This is a genomic window from Pseudomonas sp. G1002 (genome assembly GCF_013385455.1).
GTDB lineage: Bacteria > Pseudomonadota > Gammaproteobacteria > Pseudomonadales > Pseudomonadaceae > Aquipseudomonas.
The window spans coordinates 206,474-221,413 of sequence record NZ_JACAPY010000001.1; the positions used below are offsets into that span (position 1 = coordinate 206,474).

The 14,940-nt window shown below is 61.5% G+C and carries 13 protein-coding genes and 1 pseudogene; 4 read left to right on the forward strand and 10 right to left on the reverse strand.

Going from position 1 to position 14,940, the window contains the following annotated elements; translation table 11 throughout:
- The first annotated feature begins 96 nt into the window (after positions 1-96).
- The 3 genes from HX801_RS00950 (at position 97) to HX801_RS00960 (ending at position 1,500) form a co-directional block, all read left to right on the forward strand.
- Positions 97-597 (forward strand): ATP-binding protein, encoded by a 501-nt coding sequence (locus HX801_RS00950; RefSeq protein ID WP_177021412.1) that lies wholly within the window; start codon positions 97-99, stop codon positions 595-597.
- Positions 581-1,117, forward strand: coding sequence for a GNAT family N-acetyltransferase (locus HX801_RS00955; RefSeq protein WP_177021413.1), 537 nt, complete (start codon positions 581-583; stop codon positions 1,115-1,117). Before HX801_RS00950 ends, HX801_RS00955 begins: the two co-directional genes overlap by 17 nt.
- Positions 1,118-1,314: 197 nt before the next feature.
- A complete protein-coding gene (locus HX801_RS00960) occupies positions 1,315-1,500 on the forward strand; it encodes a hypothetical protein (RefSeq protein WP_003209560.1) in 186 nt (61 codons plus the stop codon).
- Positions 1,501-1,545: 45 nt separating this feature from the next.
- Here the strand turns inward: HX801_RS00960 and HX801_RS00965 are convergent, their stop codons facing one another.
- The 9 genes from HX801_RS00965 to HX801_RS01005 form a co-directional block, all read right to left on the reverse strand.
- Positions 1,546-3,171 carry a glucan biosynthesis protein D gene (locus tag HX801_RS00965; RefSeq protein WP_102368202.1) on the reverse strand — a complete coding sequence of 542 codons (1,626 nt, stop codon included), beginning with the start codon at positions 3,169-3,171 and terminating at the stop codon, positions 1,546-1,548.
- A gap of 357 nt (positions 3,172-3,528) precedes the next feature.
- Positions 3,529-5,391 (reverse strand): NAD(P)/FAD-dependent oxidoreductase, encoded by a 1,863-nt coding sequence (locus HX801_RS00970; protein ID WP_134325817.1) that lies wholly within the window; start codon positions 5,389-5,391, stop codon positions 3,529-3,531.
- Positions 5,392-5,564: 173 nt separating this feature from the next.
- Positions 5,565-6,989: a gamma-aminobutyraldehyde dehydrogenase gene (locus HX801_RS00975; RefSeq protein ID WP_177021414.1), complete on the reverse strand. Its 1,425-nt coding sequence runs from the start codon at positions 6,987-6,989 to the stop codon at positions 5,565-5,567.
- Between the two features lie 178 nt (positions 6,990-7,167).
- Complete coding sequence (locus HX801_RS00980; protein ID WP_003209553.1) at positions 7,168-7,977, reverse strand: ABC transporter permease; 810 nt, start codon at positions 7,975-7,977, stop codon at positions 7,168-7,170.
- The gene (locus HX801_RS00985) at positions 7,967-8,896 is read right to left on the reverse strand and encodes an ABC transporter permease (RefSeq protein WP_003209552.1); all 930 of its coding nucleotides are present in this window, start codon (positions 8,894-8,896) and stop codon (positions 7,967-7,969) included. Before HX801_RS00985 ends, HX801_RS00980 begins: the two co-directional genes overlap by 11 nt.
- Position 8,897: 1 nt before the next feature.
- Positions 8,898-9,932 (reverse strand): ABC transporter ATP-binding protein, encoded by a 1,035-nt coding sequence (locus HX801_RS00990; protein ID WP_003209551.1) that lies wholly within the window; start codon positions 9,930-9,932, stop codon positions 8,898-8,900.
- Between the two features lie 180 nt (positions 9,933-10,112).
- On the reverse strand, positions 10,113-11,264 hold the full coding sequence (ydcS, locus tag HX801_RS00995) for a putative ABC transporter substrate-binding protein YdcS (protein WP_003209550.1): 1,152 nt from the start codon (positions 11,262-11,264) through the stop codon (positions 10,113-10,115).
- 72 nt (positions 11,265-11,336) lie between these two features.
- Positions 11,337-12,794 carry a gamma-aminobutyraldehyde dehydrogenase gene (locus HX801_RS01000; protein ID WP_003209549.1) on the reverse strand — a complete coding sequence of 486 codons (1,458 nt, stop codon included), beginning with the start codon at positions 12,792-12,794 and terminating at the stop codon, positions 11,337-11,339.
- A gap of 133 nt (positions 12,795-12,927) precedes the next feature.
- Positions 12,928-13,839 (reverse strand): LysR family transcriptional regulator, encoded by a 912-nt coding sequence (locus HX801_RS01005; protein WP_003209548.1) that lies wholly within the window; start codon positions 13,837-13,839, stop codon positions 12,928-12,930.
- 168 nt (positions 13,840-14,007) lie between these two features.
- Here HX801_RS01005 and HX801_RS01010 point away from each other — a divergent pair, with 168 nt between their 5' ends.
- Positions 14,008-14,721 carry a tellurite resistance TerB family protein gene (locus HX801_RS01010; protein ID WP_177021415.1) on the forward strand — a complete coding sequence of 238 codons (714 nt, stop codon included), beginning with the start codon at positions 14,008-14,010 and terminating at the stop codon, positions 14,719-14,721.
- Between the two features lie 30 nt (positions 14,722-14,751).
- On the opposite strand, the pseudogene HX801_RS31875 reads toward HX801_RS01010, so the two are convergent.
- Positions 14,752-14,940 (reverse strand): annotated as a pseudogene (locus tag HX801_RS31875) (hypothetical protein); the annotation flags it as partial.

Here is a 14,940-nt window from a genome sequence, read left to right on the forward strand (position 1 = left end):
GCGTGCTGGAAAAGCATGAAAAACCCGCCCTTGATCCGGCGGGTTTTTTATTGCCCGCCGATCACCGGCCAAGCCCTGCGACACAAGGAGAAGCTCATGTTGCACCTGATCTGCGGCAAAATCGCATCCGGTAAATCGACCCTGACCCAGCAGTTGTCGCAAGCCACACAGACGGTATTGATCAGCGAGGATGAGTGGCTGTCACGCCTTTATCCCGGACAGATCCAGGCTCTGGGCGACTACGTGCGCTGCACCGGCCACCTGCGCGATGCGTTGACGGCCCATATCATCTCGTTGCTCAAGGCTGGCGTCTCGGTGGTGCTGGATTTTCCCGCCAACACCCTGGCCAGCCGCCGCTGGATGCGCTCATTGTTCGAAGGCGCAGGCGCTGACCATCAATTGCACTACCTGGATGTGCCGGACGAGGTCTGCAAGGCACGCCTGCGTGCGCGCAACGCGGAGGGTACCCACGCGTTCGAAACCAGTGACGCCCAGTTCGACTTGATCACCGGCTATTTCGAAGCACCGACACCTGCGGAAGGCTTCAACCTTGTTCACCATCAACCCTTGGAAGCACAGCATGTTGATCAAGTGTGACCTGACCGAAAAGGACCTGCCGTTGCTGGCGCTGATTGACCGTACCGAACGGATCGATGCGTGCTATCGCGTGGAGCACGGGGAGTTGCTGCTGTACCCCGAGCACCACGACATGCGCGGCTGGCCCGAAGGCGAAGCCGAGCAGGATGCCGTGGCCTTGCAGGCGTGCCTGAAGCGCGGCGGGTGGCTGCACGGAGTGTTTGACGATGAGAAGCTGCTGGCCGCCGTGGTGCTGGACAACCGGGTTATCCTCAACCAGGGCCTGCGTATGCGCCAGCTCAAATTCCTGCATGTGAGCCATGGGGCCCGTGGCCTGGGCCTGGGTGGCCAGCTGTTTGCCCTGGCCTGTGAACACGCCCGCGCAGCTGGGGCCGAGGCGTTGTACGTATCGGCCACGGAATCGCGCAATACGGTGGAGTTCTATCTGCGGCTCGGCTGCCGGTTGCTCAAGCAGCCGGATCCCGAGCTGTTTCAGCAGGAGCCGCACGACATCCACCTGTACCGGCCGCTTGTGGGATAACGCTGTAGGTCATTGCCCTGCAAGCGTTTTTTTAAATGATTACTCTAAAAAAGTCCCACGCCCGGCAAGATAGTTTCTACGCTTAAGGTAAGCATGATTTCTGGCCCAGGAAATCAGCTTGTTGATCCTCGCAGGTCGCATCGCGGGATGGGGTTATGGGCAACCAGGAGCAGTTGATTGATACGAGGAGACAGTCCATGGCCAAGTCTTATGGTGTAGCGGGGGTGTTGTCGTCTTTTCTGGCCCGCAGGATGTCGCTGCGCAGCCGACGCCTGAGTTCGGACGAAGAGCAATTGCTGGAACAGTACCGCGCCCTGACCGAGAGTGATCAGGTGGCGATGCGGTACTTGATTGGGGCGATGAAGAGTATTTCGCGGTTCTGAAGATCCCGAAGGGGCGTTCCCACGCGAGCGTGGGAACGTTCGGTATCAGGTGTACTTGCGCTTGTCTGGTGCAGGTGGGAAGTATTGGTACAGCCAGGTTTCGCTCAAGGTGCGGTCCTGGGTGCGGATGAACAGCCGCAGTTCAACCGGCTCGACGCTGTCGCTGGTCGGGTACCAGTCAAACAGAATTCGATAGCCCTTGATGGCATCCAGTACCAACACGCTGAAGTCTTTGACCTCACCATGGGAGCAGGTCACCACCGGCTCGATCCCGGTGCCTTCAGGCAGGCGATCCAGCCCGCCGCCGTTGAAGTCCACGGCAAAGCGCCGCGCCCAGACTTCGGGGTAGTGCTCGCCCGGCGCCCAACCTTCGGTGAAACCGCCCATGCCCGAACGGGTGGCATTGACCTGCGCCAGTGGCGTGCTGACCGGCGGCAGGGCGCTCCAGTAGAGCTTGTAGCCGTAGTTCAGGGATTCGCCGGCAGCGACGGGCTTCTTCGGGGTCCAGAAGGCCACGATGTTGTCCAGGGTCTCGCCGGTTGTAGGAATTTCCAGCAGATCGATAGAGCCTTCGCCCCACGCGGTTGTAGGTTCTACCCACAGGCTTGGGCGTTTGCTGTACCAGTCCACCGTGTCCTGATAGCTGGCGAACTCATGATCGGTCTGCACCAGGCCGAAGCCTTTCGGGTCGGTGTCGGCAAACGCGTTGAATTGCAGGGTAGCCGGGTTGTTCAGCGGGCGGCAGATCCACTCGCCATTGCCGCGCCACATGGCCAGGCGATCCGAGTCGTGGATTTGCGGGTGAATGGTGTCGCACATCCGCCGCTCAACGGTGCCGCAGCTGAACATGCTGGTCATCGGTGCGATGCCCAGTTGCTCGATGGCGGTACGCGCATTGATATGGGCGTCGATGGCCATTACCACCTGGTTGGCCTGGCAGTCGATATCGAAGCGATAGGCACCAGTGGCGCTCGGCGAATCCAGCAGGGCGTAGACTACGAAGCGGGTGCTGTCCTTGTCCGGGGTTTCGAACCAGAACTTGGTGAAGTCCGGGAATTCCTCGCGCTTTTTCGCGTAGGTGTCGATGGCCAGGCCGCGTGCGGAAAGGCCGTACTGGCCGGTGGAATCCACCGCACGGAAGTAGCTGGCGCCGAGGAAGGACAGCACGTCGTGGCGGTCCAGTTCCGGGGCCTTGAACAGCTTGAAGCCGGAGAAACCCAGGTCGCCGGTCAACTGCTTGGTGTCTACCGTGGTTTTTTCATAGTTGAACAGCGAAGGGCGGAAGTGCACCTCGCGGGCCTGGCGGGTTTTCGGGTCGACGCTGTACATGCGCACCGGCGTCTTGAAGCCCATGCCGACGTGGAAGAACTGCACGTCCAGTTGGCCGTTCAATTCTTTCCACAGCGAATGCTTGCCGTCGTAGCCGATGGCGTTGAAATTCTGCGGGGTCATGGTCGCCAGGGTCGGCGGCAATACCTGCTTGGTGTCCTGGTAGCGATTGCTTGCCAACTGCTTGGCCTGGATCTTCAGGGCCTCGAAATCGAAGGCCTGGGCCTCGCCATCAGCGGCGCGGTTGCCCGCCCAGGCCTGGGCGGCCAGCAGGCCACTGGCCGACAGACCGGTGTAAGCCGCGATGGCCATGGACGCTTTGAGCAAATTCCTGCGGTGCATAAATACAACCTGTCGTGAACAATCCCGCGCCGTTCCTGGCACGTGCTGGATCAAGGAAAACGGTTCGGACATGCCTTCGGCCAAACGCAACGGACATTAAACAGATACCAAATAGCTTAAGCGGTTCGGTGCGCAAGGAAAAATGATTGATGGCGGGTTGATGGCGCTGCATATGAAACAAGACGTTTCTGTGGAAACCGTGTGGCGAGGGAGCTTGCTCCCGTTGGGGCGCGAAGCGACCCCAAACCAGACGATCGAGATCCTTCAGGGATATCTCGATCGCCTGGTTTGGGGCTGCTGCGCAGCCCAGCGGGAGCAAGCTCCCTCGCCACAATAACCTCTTCAGGAACGCCGGGATCAGCCCACTTCGCCTACCGCTCGATATGCCTCATCAATCGCCGCATGGGCATACGCGCTCCACGCGGCATCCGAGTTGGCGATGCTCACATGTCCCACCGGCTGGCGCGCCAGGTCCTTCAGTTTTTCGCTTTCATCGGCATCGTCAAACAAGCTGTTGGAGAAGGTCGCATAGCCGTGTGACCAACGGTTGACAGTGATCGCCAGAATGTCGGTCTGGTGGTTGAAGCCACCCGGGCCGAGCATGCGCTGCAGCTGATCCCGCAGTTGCGCTTCCAGTTGTTCAAATGTCTGCCCATACAACTTGCCCCGCCCGGCGCGGGCCTGGTCGCGGCCGTTCATGCCGCTGTTGGGGCTGGTGGGCACGTACACCATGTGCAAACCAATTGGCTGCGTCGGGTCGCGCGGGTGCTCGTAGCCGCCCATGCTCACCGGGTAATCCAGCTTGATCCGGCTGTAAGGCTGGGTCGCTGCATAAATCTCGTGCACCCCCAGCTTCTGGAACGACGTCCAGTTGCGTACCACCACTTTGGTGTAGACCAGCGGGTACTTCACGTTCTGGCTCAGGGCCTGGGCTTGTTCTGCCGGCAGATCGCGCAGCAGGTACGGGATCATCATGTTGTAGCAGGCCAGGATGCAGCGTTTGCCGCGGACCTGTGCGAGTTGGCCGCCACGACTGTAGCCGATGTGCACACCGTCACCGACGTTACGCACACTGACCGCAGTGCTGTTCAAACGCACCCGCACCGGCGTCCTGGGCTGATCAAGCCTGGCGTAGTCAAACGGCGCCAGCACGATGTCATCCATGGTGTGCCCCGGTGCCACTGCCGGAATCAGGCTGCGCACCAGCAAGCGTGCCAGCGAGGCGTTGCCGTCGGGGAAGTGGTAGATGTAGGGTTCTTCCATTTCTGCGGCGGCTTCTTCGCTGATCGGTGCCAGGTTCATTCCGCCGAAGCCAGGGAAACCCACGCTATAGGCATCAGCCGACGCCACCGCGTCGATACTCAAGGCCATGAAGTCGTTGGTGCGGCTTTGGAAGTACTTCACCGCGCCTTCCGAGAGTCCTACGTTCTTGAGCAGGAAATCGCGGTAGCTGGTGGTCGCGAGGTACTCGGCCTTTTCCTCGGCAGTCTTGCCCGGCAGGTAATCCTTGGGCGCGACGTGCAAGGCAATCAGCGCCTGACGGTCGGTTTCCGGCAGCGGGAAATCATTGATGAAGTCGCTGATGGAGCGCGCATGCAACTGGTCCGGGGCGATGTCGTCGGCGACCATCGGCGTCGGGTCGCCGGTCACCAGTTTGTCTTCGCCAAAGTTTTCCTTGTCGAAGAACACCCCACGGGACAAACCCAGGCCCGGGTAGAACTGGCGGTCGAAGGCGGTCTCGAAGCGCTTGATGTTCACCCCGAGTTTTTTCAACAGCCCGTTTACTTCCTTGCTGTAAAGATGATTCGGTGACTGAAACGCTTCGCTGCCGCCGTAGCCGATGATCAGCCGGCCACCGGCCTGGAACTCATTGCGCTTGGCGTGGCCGCCGAAGTCGTCGTGGTTCTCCAGGATCAGGATCTTCGCCTTCGGGTGCTTCTCACGGTAGAACCACGCCGCCGACAAACCGCTCAAGCCACCGCCGACCACCACCAGGTCGTAGTCTTCGGTGATCGGCAGTTTATCGGTGTCGAAGGCCTTCTTTTCCCAGCCCATCTGGTGGGCAACTTCGAATGAGCCGACATGGCTGCCGCGCAAGCCGGTGAGGGCGGGCGGGTAGTAGCGGCCATCGGGAGCGGCCTGGAGGATTTGCAGCGGGGTCATACCGGCGGCAATCGTGATAGCGACGCCGTTGAGGAAGTCGCGGCGGGTGATGTCCATGGGAACCTGCGAATTATTTATTGTTATGAGATCCCTGCAGGAGCCGGCTGTTGTGGCGAGGGAGCTTGCTCCCGCTGGAGTGCGAAGCGCTCCCAGGATTTTGGGGCCGCTACGCAGCCCAGCGGGAGCAAGCTCCCTCGCCACAGTGAGCTCGCTTCGACAGGGGTAAGGGGTCAGTGCTTGAACATCACATGGCGAACCGTGGTGTAATCCTCCAGGCCGTACATGGACATGTCCTTGCCGTAGCCGGACAGTTTCTGACCGCCATGGGGCATTTCGCTGACCAGCATGAAGTGGGTGTTCACCCAGGTGCAGCCGTACTGCAACCGTGCAGCCAGGCGATGGGCGCGGCCGACATCGGCGGTCCACACGGAAGAGGCCAGGCCGTAGTCCGAATCGTTGGCCCAGGCCAATACCTGGGCCTCGTCGTTGAATTTGGTTACCGACACTACCGGCCCGAACACTTCGCGGCGCACGATTTCATCGTCCTGCTGCGCGTCGGCCAATACGGTCGGCTCAAAGAAGAACCCGTTGCCTTCCACCGCCTTGCCACCCGTGATCAGGCGGATATGGGATTGCGCCACGGCACGCTCCACAAACCCGGCCACACGGTCACGTTGCTGTGCGGTGATCAGCGGGCCCAGCTCGGTGGCCGGGTCATCCTGCAAACCGTATTTGATGCTGGCAACCGCCGCGCCGAGCTTTTCGACGAACGTGTCGTAGATATCGGCCTGTGCATAAATCCGGCACGCAGCGGTGCAATCCTGCCCGGCGTTGTAGAAGCCGAAGGTGCGAATGCCTTCCACCGCCGCGTCGATATCGGCGTCGTTGAAGATGATCACCGGCGCCTTGCCGCCCAGTTCCATGTGCATGCGTTTGACGCTGTCGGCAGTGCTGGAAATGATATTGGCCCCGGTGGCAATCGAACCCGTCAGCGACACCATGCGCACTTTCGGGTGATTCACCAGCGGGCTGCCCACGGTTGGCCCACGGCCAAACACCAGGTTGAGTACACCGGCCGGGAAAATTTCAGCGGCCAGTTCCACCAGGCGCAGCGCGGTCAGCGGGGTTTGTTCCGAAGGCTTGAGCACCACGGTATTACCGGCGGCCAGGGCCGGGGCGATTTTCCAGGCGACCATCATCAGCGGGTAGTTCCACGGCGCGATGGAGGCAATCACGCCCACCGGGTCACGGCGGATCATCGAGGTGTGGCCCGGCAGGTACTCACCGCCGGCCGAACCGCTCATGCAGCGGCTGGCGCCGGCGAAGAAGCGGAACACATCGGCCACCGCCGGGATCTCGTCGTTCAGCGCGGCGCTGTAGGGTTTTCCGCAGTTGTCCGACTCAAGCTTTGCCAGCTCTGCGCCGTGGGCTTCGATGGCGTCGGCGAGTTTGAGCAGCAGCAGCGAGCGATCCTTCGGTGGCGTTTGCGACCAGCCTTCAAAAGCGCTGTCGGCAGCACGCACGGCGGCGTCGACCTGGGCTTCGCTGGCTTCCTTGATTTCCACCAGTACCCGACCCAACGCCGGGTTGAACACCGGCTGCGCCGGGCCTTCGCCTTCGACCAGATGGCCGTTGATCAGCAGTTTGGTTTGCATGGTTCATTCCTCTTAAAGCTGCATCGTTTCCCCTGCCGAAACCGGTTCAAGTGTGGGAGCGGGCTTGCTCGCGAATACGGTCTTTCAGTTGATACATCACCTGACTGATACACCGCTTTCGCGAGCAAGCCCGCTCCCACATTTGAACCTCATTCCTTCAGTGGCAATGTGTTGTCAGTTATTTACCGCCACTACCGGCCACGCTTTCGCCGCCGCGGGTCAGGTAATAGGCACCCAGGATCGGGAACATCGTCACGATCATCACCAGCATCGCCACCACGTTGGTCACCGGCACATCCCGTGGCCGGCTCAACTGGTTGAGCAGCCACAGCGGCAAGGTGCGCTCGTGGCCGGCGGTGAAGGTGGTGACGATGATTTCGTCGAACGACAGCGCGAACGCCAGCATGCCGCCGGCCAGCAACGCCGAGCCGAGGTTGGGCATGATGATGTAGCGGAAGGTCTGCCAGCCGTCGGCGCCGAGGTCCATCGAGGCTTCGATCAGGCTGTGGGAAGTGCGGCGCAAACGGGCGATCACGTTGTTGTAGACGATCACCACGCAGAAGGTCGCGTGGCCGACGATGATGGTGAACATCCCCGGCTCAATCCCCAGGGTCTTGAAGGTCGCCAGCAACGCGATACCGGTGATGATCCCCGGCAGTGCAATCGGCAGGATCAGCATCAGCGAGATGCCTTGCTTGCCGAAGAACTCCCGGCGATACAACGCCGCCGAGGCCAGGGTGCCGAGCACCATCGCAATCAGCGTGGCGATGGCCGCGATTTGCAGCGACAGCTTGATCGCTTCCAATACGTCCGGCCGCGAGAAGGCCACGCTGAACCACTTCAGGGTGAAGCCCTGGGGTGGAAAGCTGAACGCCGCCTCTTCGGTGTTGAAGGCGTAGAGGAAGATGATCAGGATCGGGAAGTGCAGGAAAACCAACCCGCCCCAGGCCGCGATTTTTAGACTGAGTGAGGCTTTTTCAGAGTGCATCGAAGGCCCCCAGACGTTTGACGATGGACAGGTAAACCGCGATCAGCACGATCGGCACCAGAGTGAACGCCGCGGCCATGGGCATGTTGCCGATAGCGCCTTGTTGCGCGTACACCATGCCGCCGACGAAGTAACCCGGCGGGCCCACCAGTTGCGGCACGATGAAGTCGCCCAGGGTCAGCGAGAACGTAAAGATCGAACCCGCCGCGATCCCCGGCACCGACAGCGGCAGAATCACCTGCATGAAGGTCTGGCGCGGCTTGGCGCCGAGGTCTGCCGAGGCCTGCAGCAACGATGGCGGCAAACGCTCCAGCGAGGCCTGGATCGGCAGAATCATGAACGGCAGCCAGATGTACACAAACACCATGAACCGCCCCAGGTGCGAGGTGCTCAAGGTGCTGCCGCCCACGCCGGGAATGCCCATGATGAATTGCAGCGCCGGCTCCAGGCCCAGGTGCTGCACGAACCACTGCGCCACGCCGCCCTTGGCCAGCAGCAGGGTCCAGGCGTAGGCCTTGACGATGTAGCTGGCCCACATCGGCATCATCACCGCGATGTAGAAAAACGCCTTGGTCTTGCCGGTGGTGTAGCGCGCCATGTAGTAGGCGATCGGGAACGCGACGATGGCACTGGCGATGGACACCACCACCGCCATGCTCAAGGTGCGCACGATGATGTCGAAGTTCGACGGCTGGAACAGCGCGGCAAAGTTGGCCAGGGTCAGGTCCGGGGTGACCGCCATGGTGAAGTCATCGAACGTATAGAAGCCTTGCCACAGCAAGGTCAGCAGCGACCCCAAATAGATCGCGCCGAACCAGATCAGCGGCGGCACCAGCAGCAGCGACAGGTACAGGTTGGGCTTCTTGTACAGCAGGTTGGAAAACCTGCGCATCGGGGGTTGGGACAGGGCCAGGCTCATGTCACACCTCGCCTGCGATGTCGGTCAACGGCGTCATGGCTTCCCGCGCCCAGCGCGCGGTGATGGACTGGCCGACTTGATGCCCGGCGGTGGTGTCCAGCCATTGGTTGTTGGCCTGGCTGATGTTCAGCGCCTGGCCGTTTTCCAGTTTCAGTTCGTAGCGAGTGGCGCTGCCCTGGTACTGAATGTCATGCAGCAGGCCGCTGACTTCCACCTCGCCGCTGCCCAGCGGGCCTTCGGCGAAGCGCACGTGTTCCGGGCGGATCGAGAACGGCTGCGGGTTACCGCTCAAGCGTTGCGCCAATTCGCCGCGAATCACGTTGGAGGTGCCGACGAATTCCGCGACGAAGGTGGTGGCGGGCTTCATGTACAGGTTGCGCGGGGTGTCGACCTGTTCGATGCGGCCCTTGTTGAATACGGCCACACGGTCGGACATCGACAGTGCTTCGGTCTGGTCGTGGGTGACGAAGATGAAGGTGATGCCAAGTTGGCGTTGCAGTTTCTTCAGCTCGCTTTGCATCTGTTCGCGCAGCTTCAGGTCGAGAGCGCCGAGGGGCTCATCCAGCAGTAATACGCGCGGACGATTAACCAGTGCGCGGGCCAGGGCCACACGTTGACGCTGGCCGCCGGAGAGTTGCACCGGCTTGCGGTCGCCGTAACCGCCGAGGGCGACCATGCCCAGCGCTTCTTCGGCGCGGTTGAGGCGTTCGGTCTTGCCTACGCCTTTGACTTTCAGGCCGTAGGCCACGTTGTCCCGCACGTTCATGTGGGGGAACAGCGCGTAATCCTGGAACACAGTGTTCACGTCGCGCTGATACGGCGGCAAGCCGGCGGCTTCCTCACCGTGGATGCGGATGGAGCCGGCACTGGGTTGCTCGAACCCGGCGATCAGGCGCAGGCACGTGGTTTTGCCCGAGCCGGAAGGGCCGAGCATGGAAAAGAACTCGCCGTCCTGGATATCGATGGAAACCCGGTCAACGGCTTTCACTTCGCCGAACTGACGGGAAACGTGGGTGAATTGGACTGCAAGCGTCATGGTGCGGTGCTCCAAAAAGGCGCGTCTTGTAAAAATTAAATCGGAGGTAGAGGTGATCGTTCCCACGCTCTGCGTGGGAATGCAGCGCTGGACGCTCCGCGTCCGCCCTTAAAGTCGTGACGCGGAGCGTCACAGGAGGCATTCCCACGCGGAGCGTGGGAACGATCAACTAGGGAGTGCTTAGCGCCCGCCCATGATCGCGATGTAATCCTGGGTCCAGCGGCTGTATGGCACGAACTTGCCGCCTTCAGCCTGCGGGGTTTTCCAGAAGGCGATCTTCTCGAACTGGTCGAAACCGTTGGTCTTGCAACCCTCGGCGCCCAGCAGTTCGCTTTCCTTGCACGCCGCGGGAACCGCCGGCAACGAACCGAACCACGAGGCCACATCACCCTGGACCTTCGGCTGCAGCGACCAGTCCATCCACTTGTAGGCGCAGTTCGGGTGCTTGGCATCGGTGTGCAGCATGGTGGTATCCGCCCAGCCGGTGGCGCCTTCCTTCGGAATGGTCGAGGCAATCGGCTGCTTCTCGTTCACCAGGCCGTTGACCTGATAGGGCCATGCGCTGGAGGCCACCACGCCTTCGTTCTTGAAGTCGCTCATCTGCACGGTGGTGTCATGCCAGTAGCGGTGGATCAACGGCTGCTGGGCGCGCAACAGGTCGAGCACGGCCTTGTACTGGGTTTCGGTCAGCTCGTACGGGCTCTGGATGCCCAGTTCCGGCTTGGTGGCCTTGAGGTACAGCGCCGCATCGGCGATGTAGATCGGGCCGTCATAGGCCTGCACGCGGCCTTTGTTCGGCTTGCCGTCCGGCAGGTTCTGCGCATCGAACACTACGTTCCAGCTGGTGGGCGCGGTCTTGAACACGTTGGTGTTGTACATCAACACGTTCGGGCCCCACTGGTACGGCGTGCCGTACGTTTGCTGGCCGACCACGTACCACGGCGCATCTTTCAGGCGTGGGTCGATGTTCTTCCAGTTGGGAATCAGCGAGGTGTTGATCGGCTGTACGCGCTTGCCGACGATCAACCGCAGCGAGGCATCGCCCGACGCGGTGACCAGGTCGTAGCCGCCCTTGGCCATCAAGCTCACCATCTCGTCGGAGGTGGCGGCGGTCTTGACGTTGACCTTGCAGCCGGTCTCTTTCTCGAAACCGGTGACCCAGTCGTAGTTCTTGTCGCTTTCGCCACGTTCGATATAGCCGGGCCAGGCGACGATATCCAACTGGCCTTCACCGGCACCCACCGCCTTCAGCGGTTCGGCGGCCTGGATGCTGACACTGGCCAGCAGCGCGGTGGTCAGGGCACTGAGCAGAGCGGTCTTGTGCGCAGACATGGGGGTTCCCTCTTCTTTAATTATGGTCGGGGCAGTTTTTGCAGCAGGTGGTGCGTGAGCGTAGTTGTTGTTTTAAAGATGCTGGCCGTGGCGCGCCATGATGTGCCGCACCACGCTGTAGTCCTGTAGCGAATCGCTGGACAGATCTTTGCCATACCCCGAGCGCTTCAAGCCGCCGTGGGGCATTTCGCTGACCAGCATGAAATGACTGTTGATCCAGGTGCAGCCGTATTGCAGGCGCGACGCCACTTGCATCGCCTTGTCCAGATTCTGGGTCCACACGGAGGAGGCCAGGCCGTATTCCGAGTCGTTGGCCCAGTCCACCGCCTGTTCCAGCTCGTCGAAGCGGGTCACGGTGACCACCGGGCCGAACACTTCGCGCTGCACGATTTCATCATTCTGTTTACAACCGGCCAGCAAGGTTGGCTGGTAGAAGAAGCCAGCACCGGAATGCACGGCGGCGCCGGTGATGCGTTCGATATGCGGCTGGCCGAGGGCGCGTTCGACAAAACTGGCGACGCGGTCGCGCTGGCGGGTGCTGATCAGCGGGCCGAGTTCGTTGTCGGCATCGCGCTTGCCGGCAAACCGCAGGCTGCTGACGGCGGCGCCGAGCTCGGCCACCAATTTGTCGTGGATGCCGGCCTGGGCGTAGATGCGGCACGCGGCGGTGCAGTCCTGGCCGGCGTTGTAGTAACCGTAGGCGCGCACGCCTTCGACCACGGCTTGCAGGTCGGCGTCGTTGCACACGATCACCGGGGCCTTGCCGCCCAGCTCCAGGTGCGTGCGCTTGAGTGTCTTGGAGGCGGCCTGGAGGATCTTCTGCCCGGTGACGATATCGCCGGTCAACGAGACCATGCGCACCTTCGGGTGGCTGACCAAATGGCTGCCGACCCCTTCGCCGCCGCCACACAGGATGTTGATCACCCCGCGCGGCAACAACTGGCTCAGTACGGGCGCCAGGGCCAGGATCGACAGCGGGGTATGTTCCGACGGCTTGAACACCAGGGTATTACCGGCCGCCAGGGCCGGGGCGATTTTCCAGGCGGCCATCATCAGCGGGTAATTCCACGGCGCAATGGAGGCCACCACGCCAATCGGATCGCGACGTACCATGCTGGTGTAGCCCGGCAGGTATTCACCGCTCAGTTGCCCGGTCTGGCAGCGCACGGCGCCGGCGAAGAAACGGAACACATCGACGGTCGCGCTCAAATCGTCCTGACGTGCCAGGTGCAGCGGCTTGCCGCAATTCAGCGATTCCAGGCGGGCGAGGTAGTCGGCTTGTTTTTCGATTGTCTCGGCGATGCCCAGGAGGATGTTCGAGCGCTGCTGGGGCGTGGTCCGCGACCAACCGGCAAAGGCCCGGTGGGCGGCGAGGATTGCGGCTTCGACCTGCTCGGTACTGGCTTCGGCGATATGGGTGAGGATTTCACCGGTGGCCGGGTTGATGATCGGCTCGACAAACCCCTGGCCCGGGACCAGTTCGCCGTCGATCAGCAACGCAGTGAGCAGCGGTGTGGGCGCGCCAGACATTTTTCGCGATCTCTTTTCTTGTGTGGTCATGGCTGTTCTCGTGCGAGGCGCCTGACCTTCTCTTATGGGATGAGCAGAGACTAGAGGTCAGGCGCGAGGTCAACAAATACTAAATACTGAAAGCAGCATTCGATTAAATAGATGGCTTGCGTGGGTGGGGCTGTTCGCGGGCCACCGTCAGGAATGGGTCCACCAGTGCCGGGCGCGCCGTGCCCCGGCGCCAGGCCAGGCCCACGTCGAGGGTCTGGCTGAGGTCGGCAATCGGCCGGGCCTCGATGATGTCGCCTTCCAGGGACCAGGGGCGGTAGGTCATGTCCGGCTGGATCGACACGCCCAGGCCGGCGGCGACCAGGCTTCGCACGGCTTCCGTCGAGGCGGTGCGCAAGGTGACGCGGGGTTGCAGCCCGGCGCCGGTCCACATGCGTTGGGCGTTGTGGCCCATTTCGTCGACGTTCAGCTGAATCAGCGGCTCGCGCGCCACATCCGCCAGGTTGATGCTGTCGTGTTCCAGCAGCGGGTGCTGGGCGGGCAGCCATAAACGGTGGGGCGAGTGGGTGAGCACTTCGGTTTGCAGGGCGTGGCGGTCTTCGAGGTTGGAGAGGATCAGCACGCCGACGTCGATTTCACCGCTGACCAGCAGGTGTTCGATGTAGGGGCGTTCGTCCTCCATCACGCGGATTTCGACATTGGGGTAGGCGCGCTGGAAGCGGGTAAGCAAGTCCGCCAGGTAGTAGCCGGCGACCAGGCTGGTCACGCCGATGATCAACTGCCCGGCCACCTGGTCGGTGCTCTGTTGCAGGCTGCGCTTGGCGTTGTCGACGGTGGCGAGGATGAGGTGCGCCTGGCGCAGGAACTGGTGGCCCTGGTGGGTCAGGGTCATGCCCTTGGCGTGGCGGTTGAACAGGTTGACGCCGATTTCCTGTTCCAGTTGCTGGATCGCCAGGGTCAGGGTGGACTGGGAGATGAAGGCGGTCTGGGCAGCGGCGGAGATCGAGCCGGTCTCGGCCACGGCGATGAAGTGACGGATCTGACGCAAGGTCATCATGCTGGAATTACCAGTGGGGTGTTTTTATAGATTTGTTCGAGTGTATATCGTTTTAATTGAGGGGTAAGCGCGTTACATCTGGAAGCACTCTAGATCGGGGGTTTTTGGCACTTAGTTTTACGCTGGGGGCCTATTGGTCCTGTGAACTTGAGTTTCTGGAGGTTGTGAATGAATACCCGTGGATTGCTCGATCAACTGCTCAAATCCGGCCAGGACATGTTGCAGAACAAGGCTGGCGGGCAGCGCAAGTCAGATGACAAGGGTGCCCTTGGCGGACTGCTGGGTGGCGGCGGGTTGGGTAGCTTGCTTGGCGGTGCCGGTGGTGGGGCCCTCGCGGCCGGCGCCATGGGCCTGTTGCTGGGCAACAAGAAAGCCCGCAAGTTTGGCGGCAAGGCGCTGACCTATGGCGGGTTGGCTGCTTTGGGGGTGATTGCCTACAAGGCCTACGGTAATTGGCAGGCGCAGCAGGCGAGTGCGCCTCAAGGGGAGCCGCAGACCATTGATCGGTTGCCGCCGGCCCAGGTCGAGCAGCACAGCCAGGGGATTTTGAAGGCGCTGGTGGCTGCGGCCAAGGCTGACGGGCATGTGGATGAGCGTGAGCGGGCGTTGATCGAAGGGGAGTTTGTGAAGCTGGATAACGATCGTGAGTTGCAGCAGTGGTTACATGCCGAGCTGAACAAGCCGCTGGATCCGGCAGATGTGGCTCGGGCTGCCAGTACTCCGGAATTGGCCGCCGAGATGTATATCGCCAGTGTGATGTTGGTGGATGAGGAGAACTTCATGGAGAAGGCTTACCTCGATGAGTTGGCGCGGCAGCTTAAGTTGGAGCCTGGGTTGAAGGCTGAACTGGAGAAGCAGGTGCGGCAGGTTGAGGTGGTTTGATTGTGTACATATCCGTTTCTGCGGTAACGGCTACTTATGGTAAAAGCAAAGACCAGAACGAAAGCAGAGCCGCTTTTCTGTAGGAGCTGGCTTGCCGGCGATGCAGGCACCTCGGTCTTCCAGACACACCGAGGTGATGCCATCGCCGGCAAGCCAGCTCCTACAGTGGACCGTGCCCGCTTTAGCTTTTGATTTGGTTTTTAAACACTCAAGCCGGCC

Excerpts from the sequence above, each read along its gene's own strand:
- HX801_RS00950 (WP_177021412.1), top strand. The coding sequence starts at position 97 with ATGTTGCACCTGATCTGCGGCAAAATCGCATCCGGTAAATCGACCCTG.
- HX801_RS00955 (WP_177021413.1), top strand. The coding sequence starts at position 581 with ATGTTGATCAAGTGTGACCTGACCGAAAAGGACCTGCCGTTGCTGGCG.
- HX801_RS00960 (WP_003209560.1), top strand. The coding sequence starts at position 1,315 with ATGGCCAAGTCTTATGGTGTAGCGGGGGTGTTGTCGTCTTTTCTGGCC.
- HX801_RS00965 (WP_102368202.1), bottom strand. The coding sequence starts at position 3,171 with ATGCACCGCAGGAATTTGCTCAAAGCGTCCATGGCCATCGCGGCTTAC.
- HX801_RS00970 (WP_134325817.1), bottom strand. The coding sequence starts at position 5,391 with ATGGACATCACCCGCCGCGACTTCCTCAACGGCGTCGCTATCACGATT.
- HX801_RS00975 (WP_177021414.1), bottom strand. The coding sequence starts at position 6,989 with ATGCAAACCAAACTGCTGATCAACGGCCATCTGGTCGAAGGCGAAGGC.
- HX801_RS00980 (WP_003209553.1), bottom strand. The coding sequence starts at position 7,977 with ATGCACTCTGAAAAAGCCTCACTCAGTCTAAAAATCGCGGCCTGGGGC.
- HX801_RS00985 (WP_003209552.1), bottom strand. The coding sequence starts at position 8,896 with ATGAGCCTGGCCCTGTCCCAACCCCCGATGCGCAGGTTTTCCAACCTG.
- HX801_RS00990 (WP_003209551.1), bottom strand. The coding sequence starts at position 9,932 with ATGACGCTTGCAGTCCAATTCACCCACGTTTCCCGTCAGTTCGGCGAA.
- ydcS (WP_003209550.1), bottom strand. The coding sequence starts at position 11,264 with ATGTCTGCGCACAAGACCGCTCTGCTCAGTGCCCTGACCACCGCGCTG.
- HX801_RS01000 (WP_003209549.1), bottom strand. The coding sequence starts at position 12,794 with ATGTCTGGCGCGCCCACACCGCTGCTCACTGCGTTGCTGATCGACGGC.
- HX801_RS01005 (WP_003209548.1), bottom strand. The coding sequence starts at position 13,839 with ATGATGACCTTGCGTCAGATCCGTCACTTCATCGCCGTGGCCGAGACC.
- HX801_RS01010 (WP_177021415.1), top strand. The coding sequence starts at position 14,008 with ATGAATACCCGTGGATTGCTCGATCAACTGCTCAAATCCGGCCAGGAC.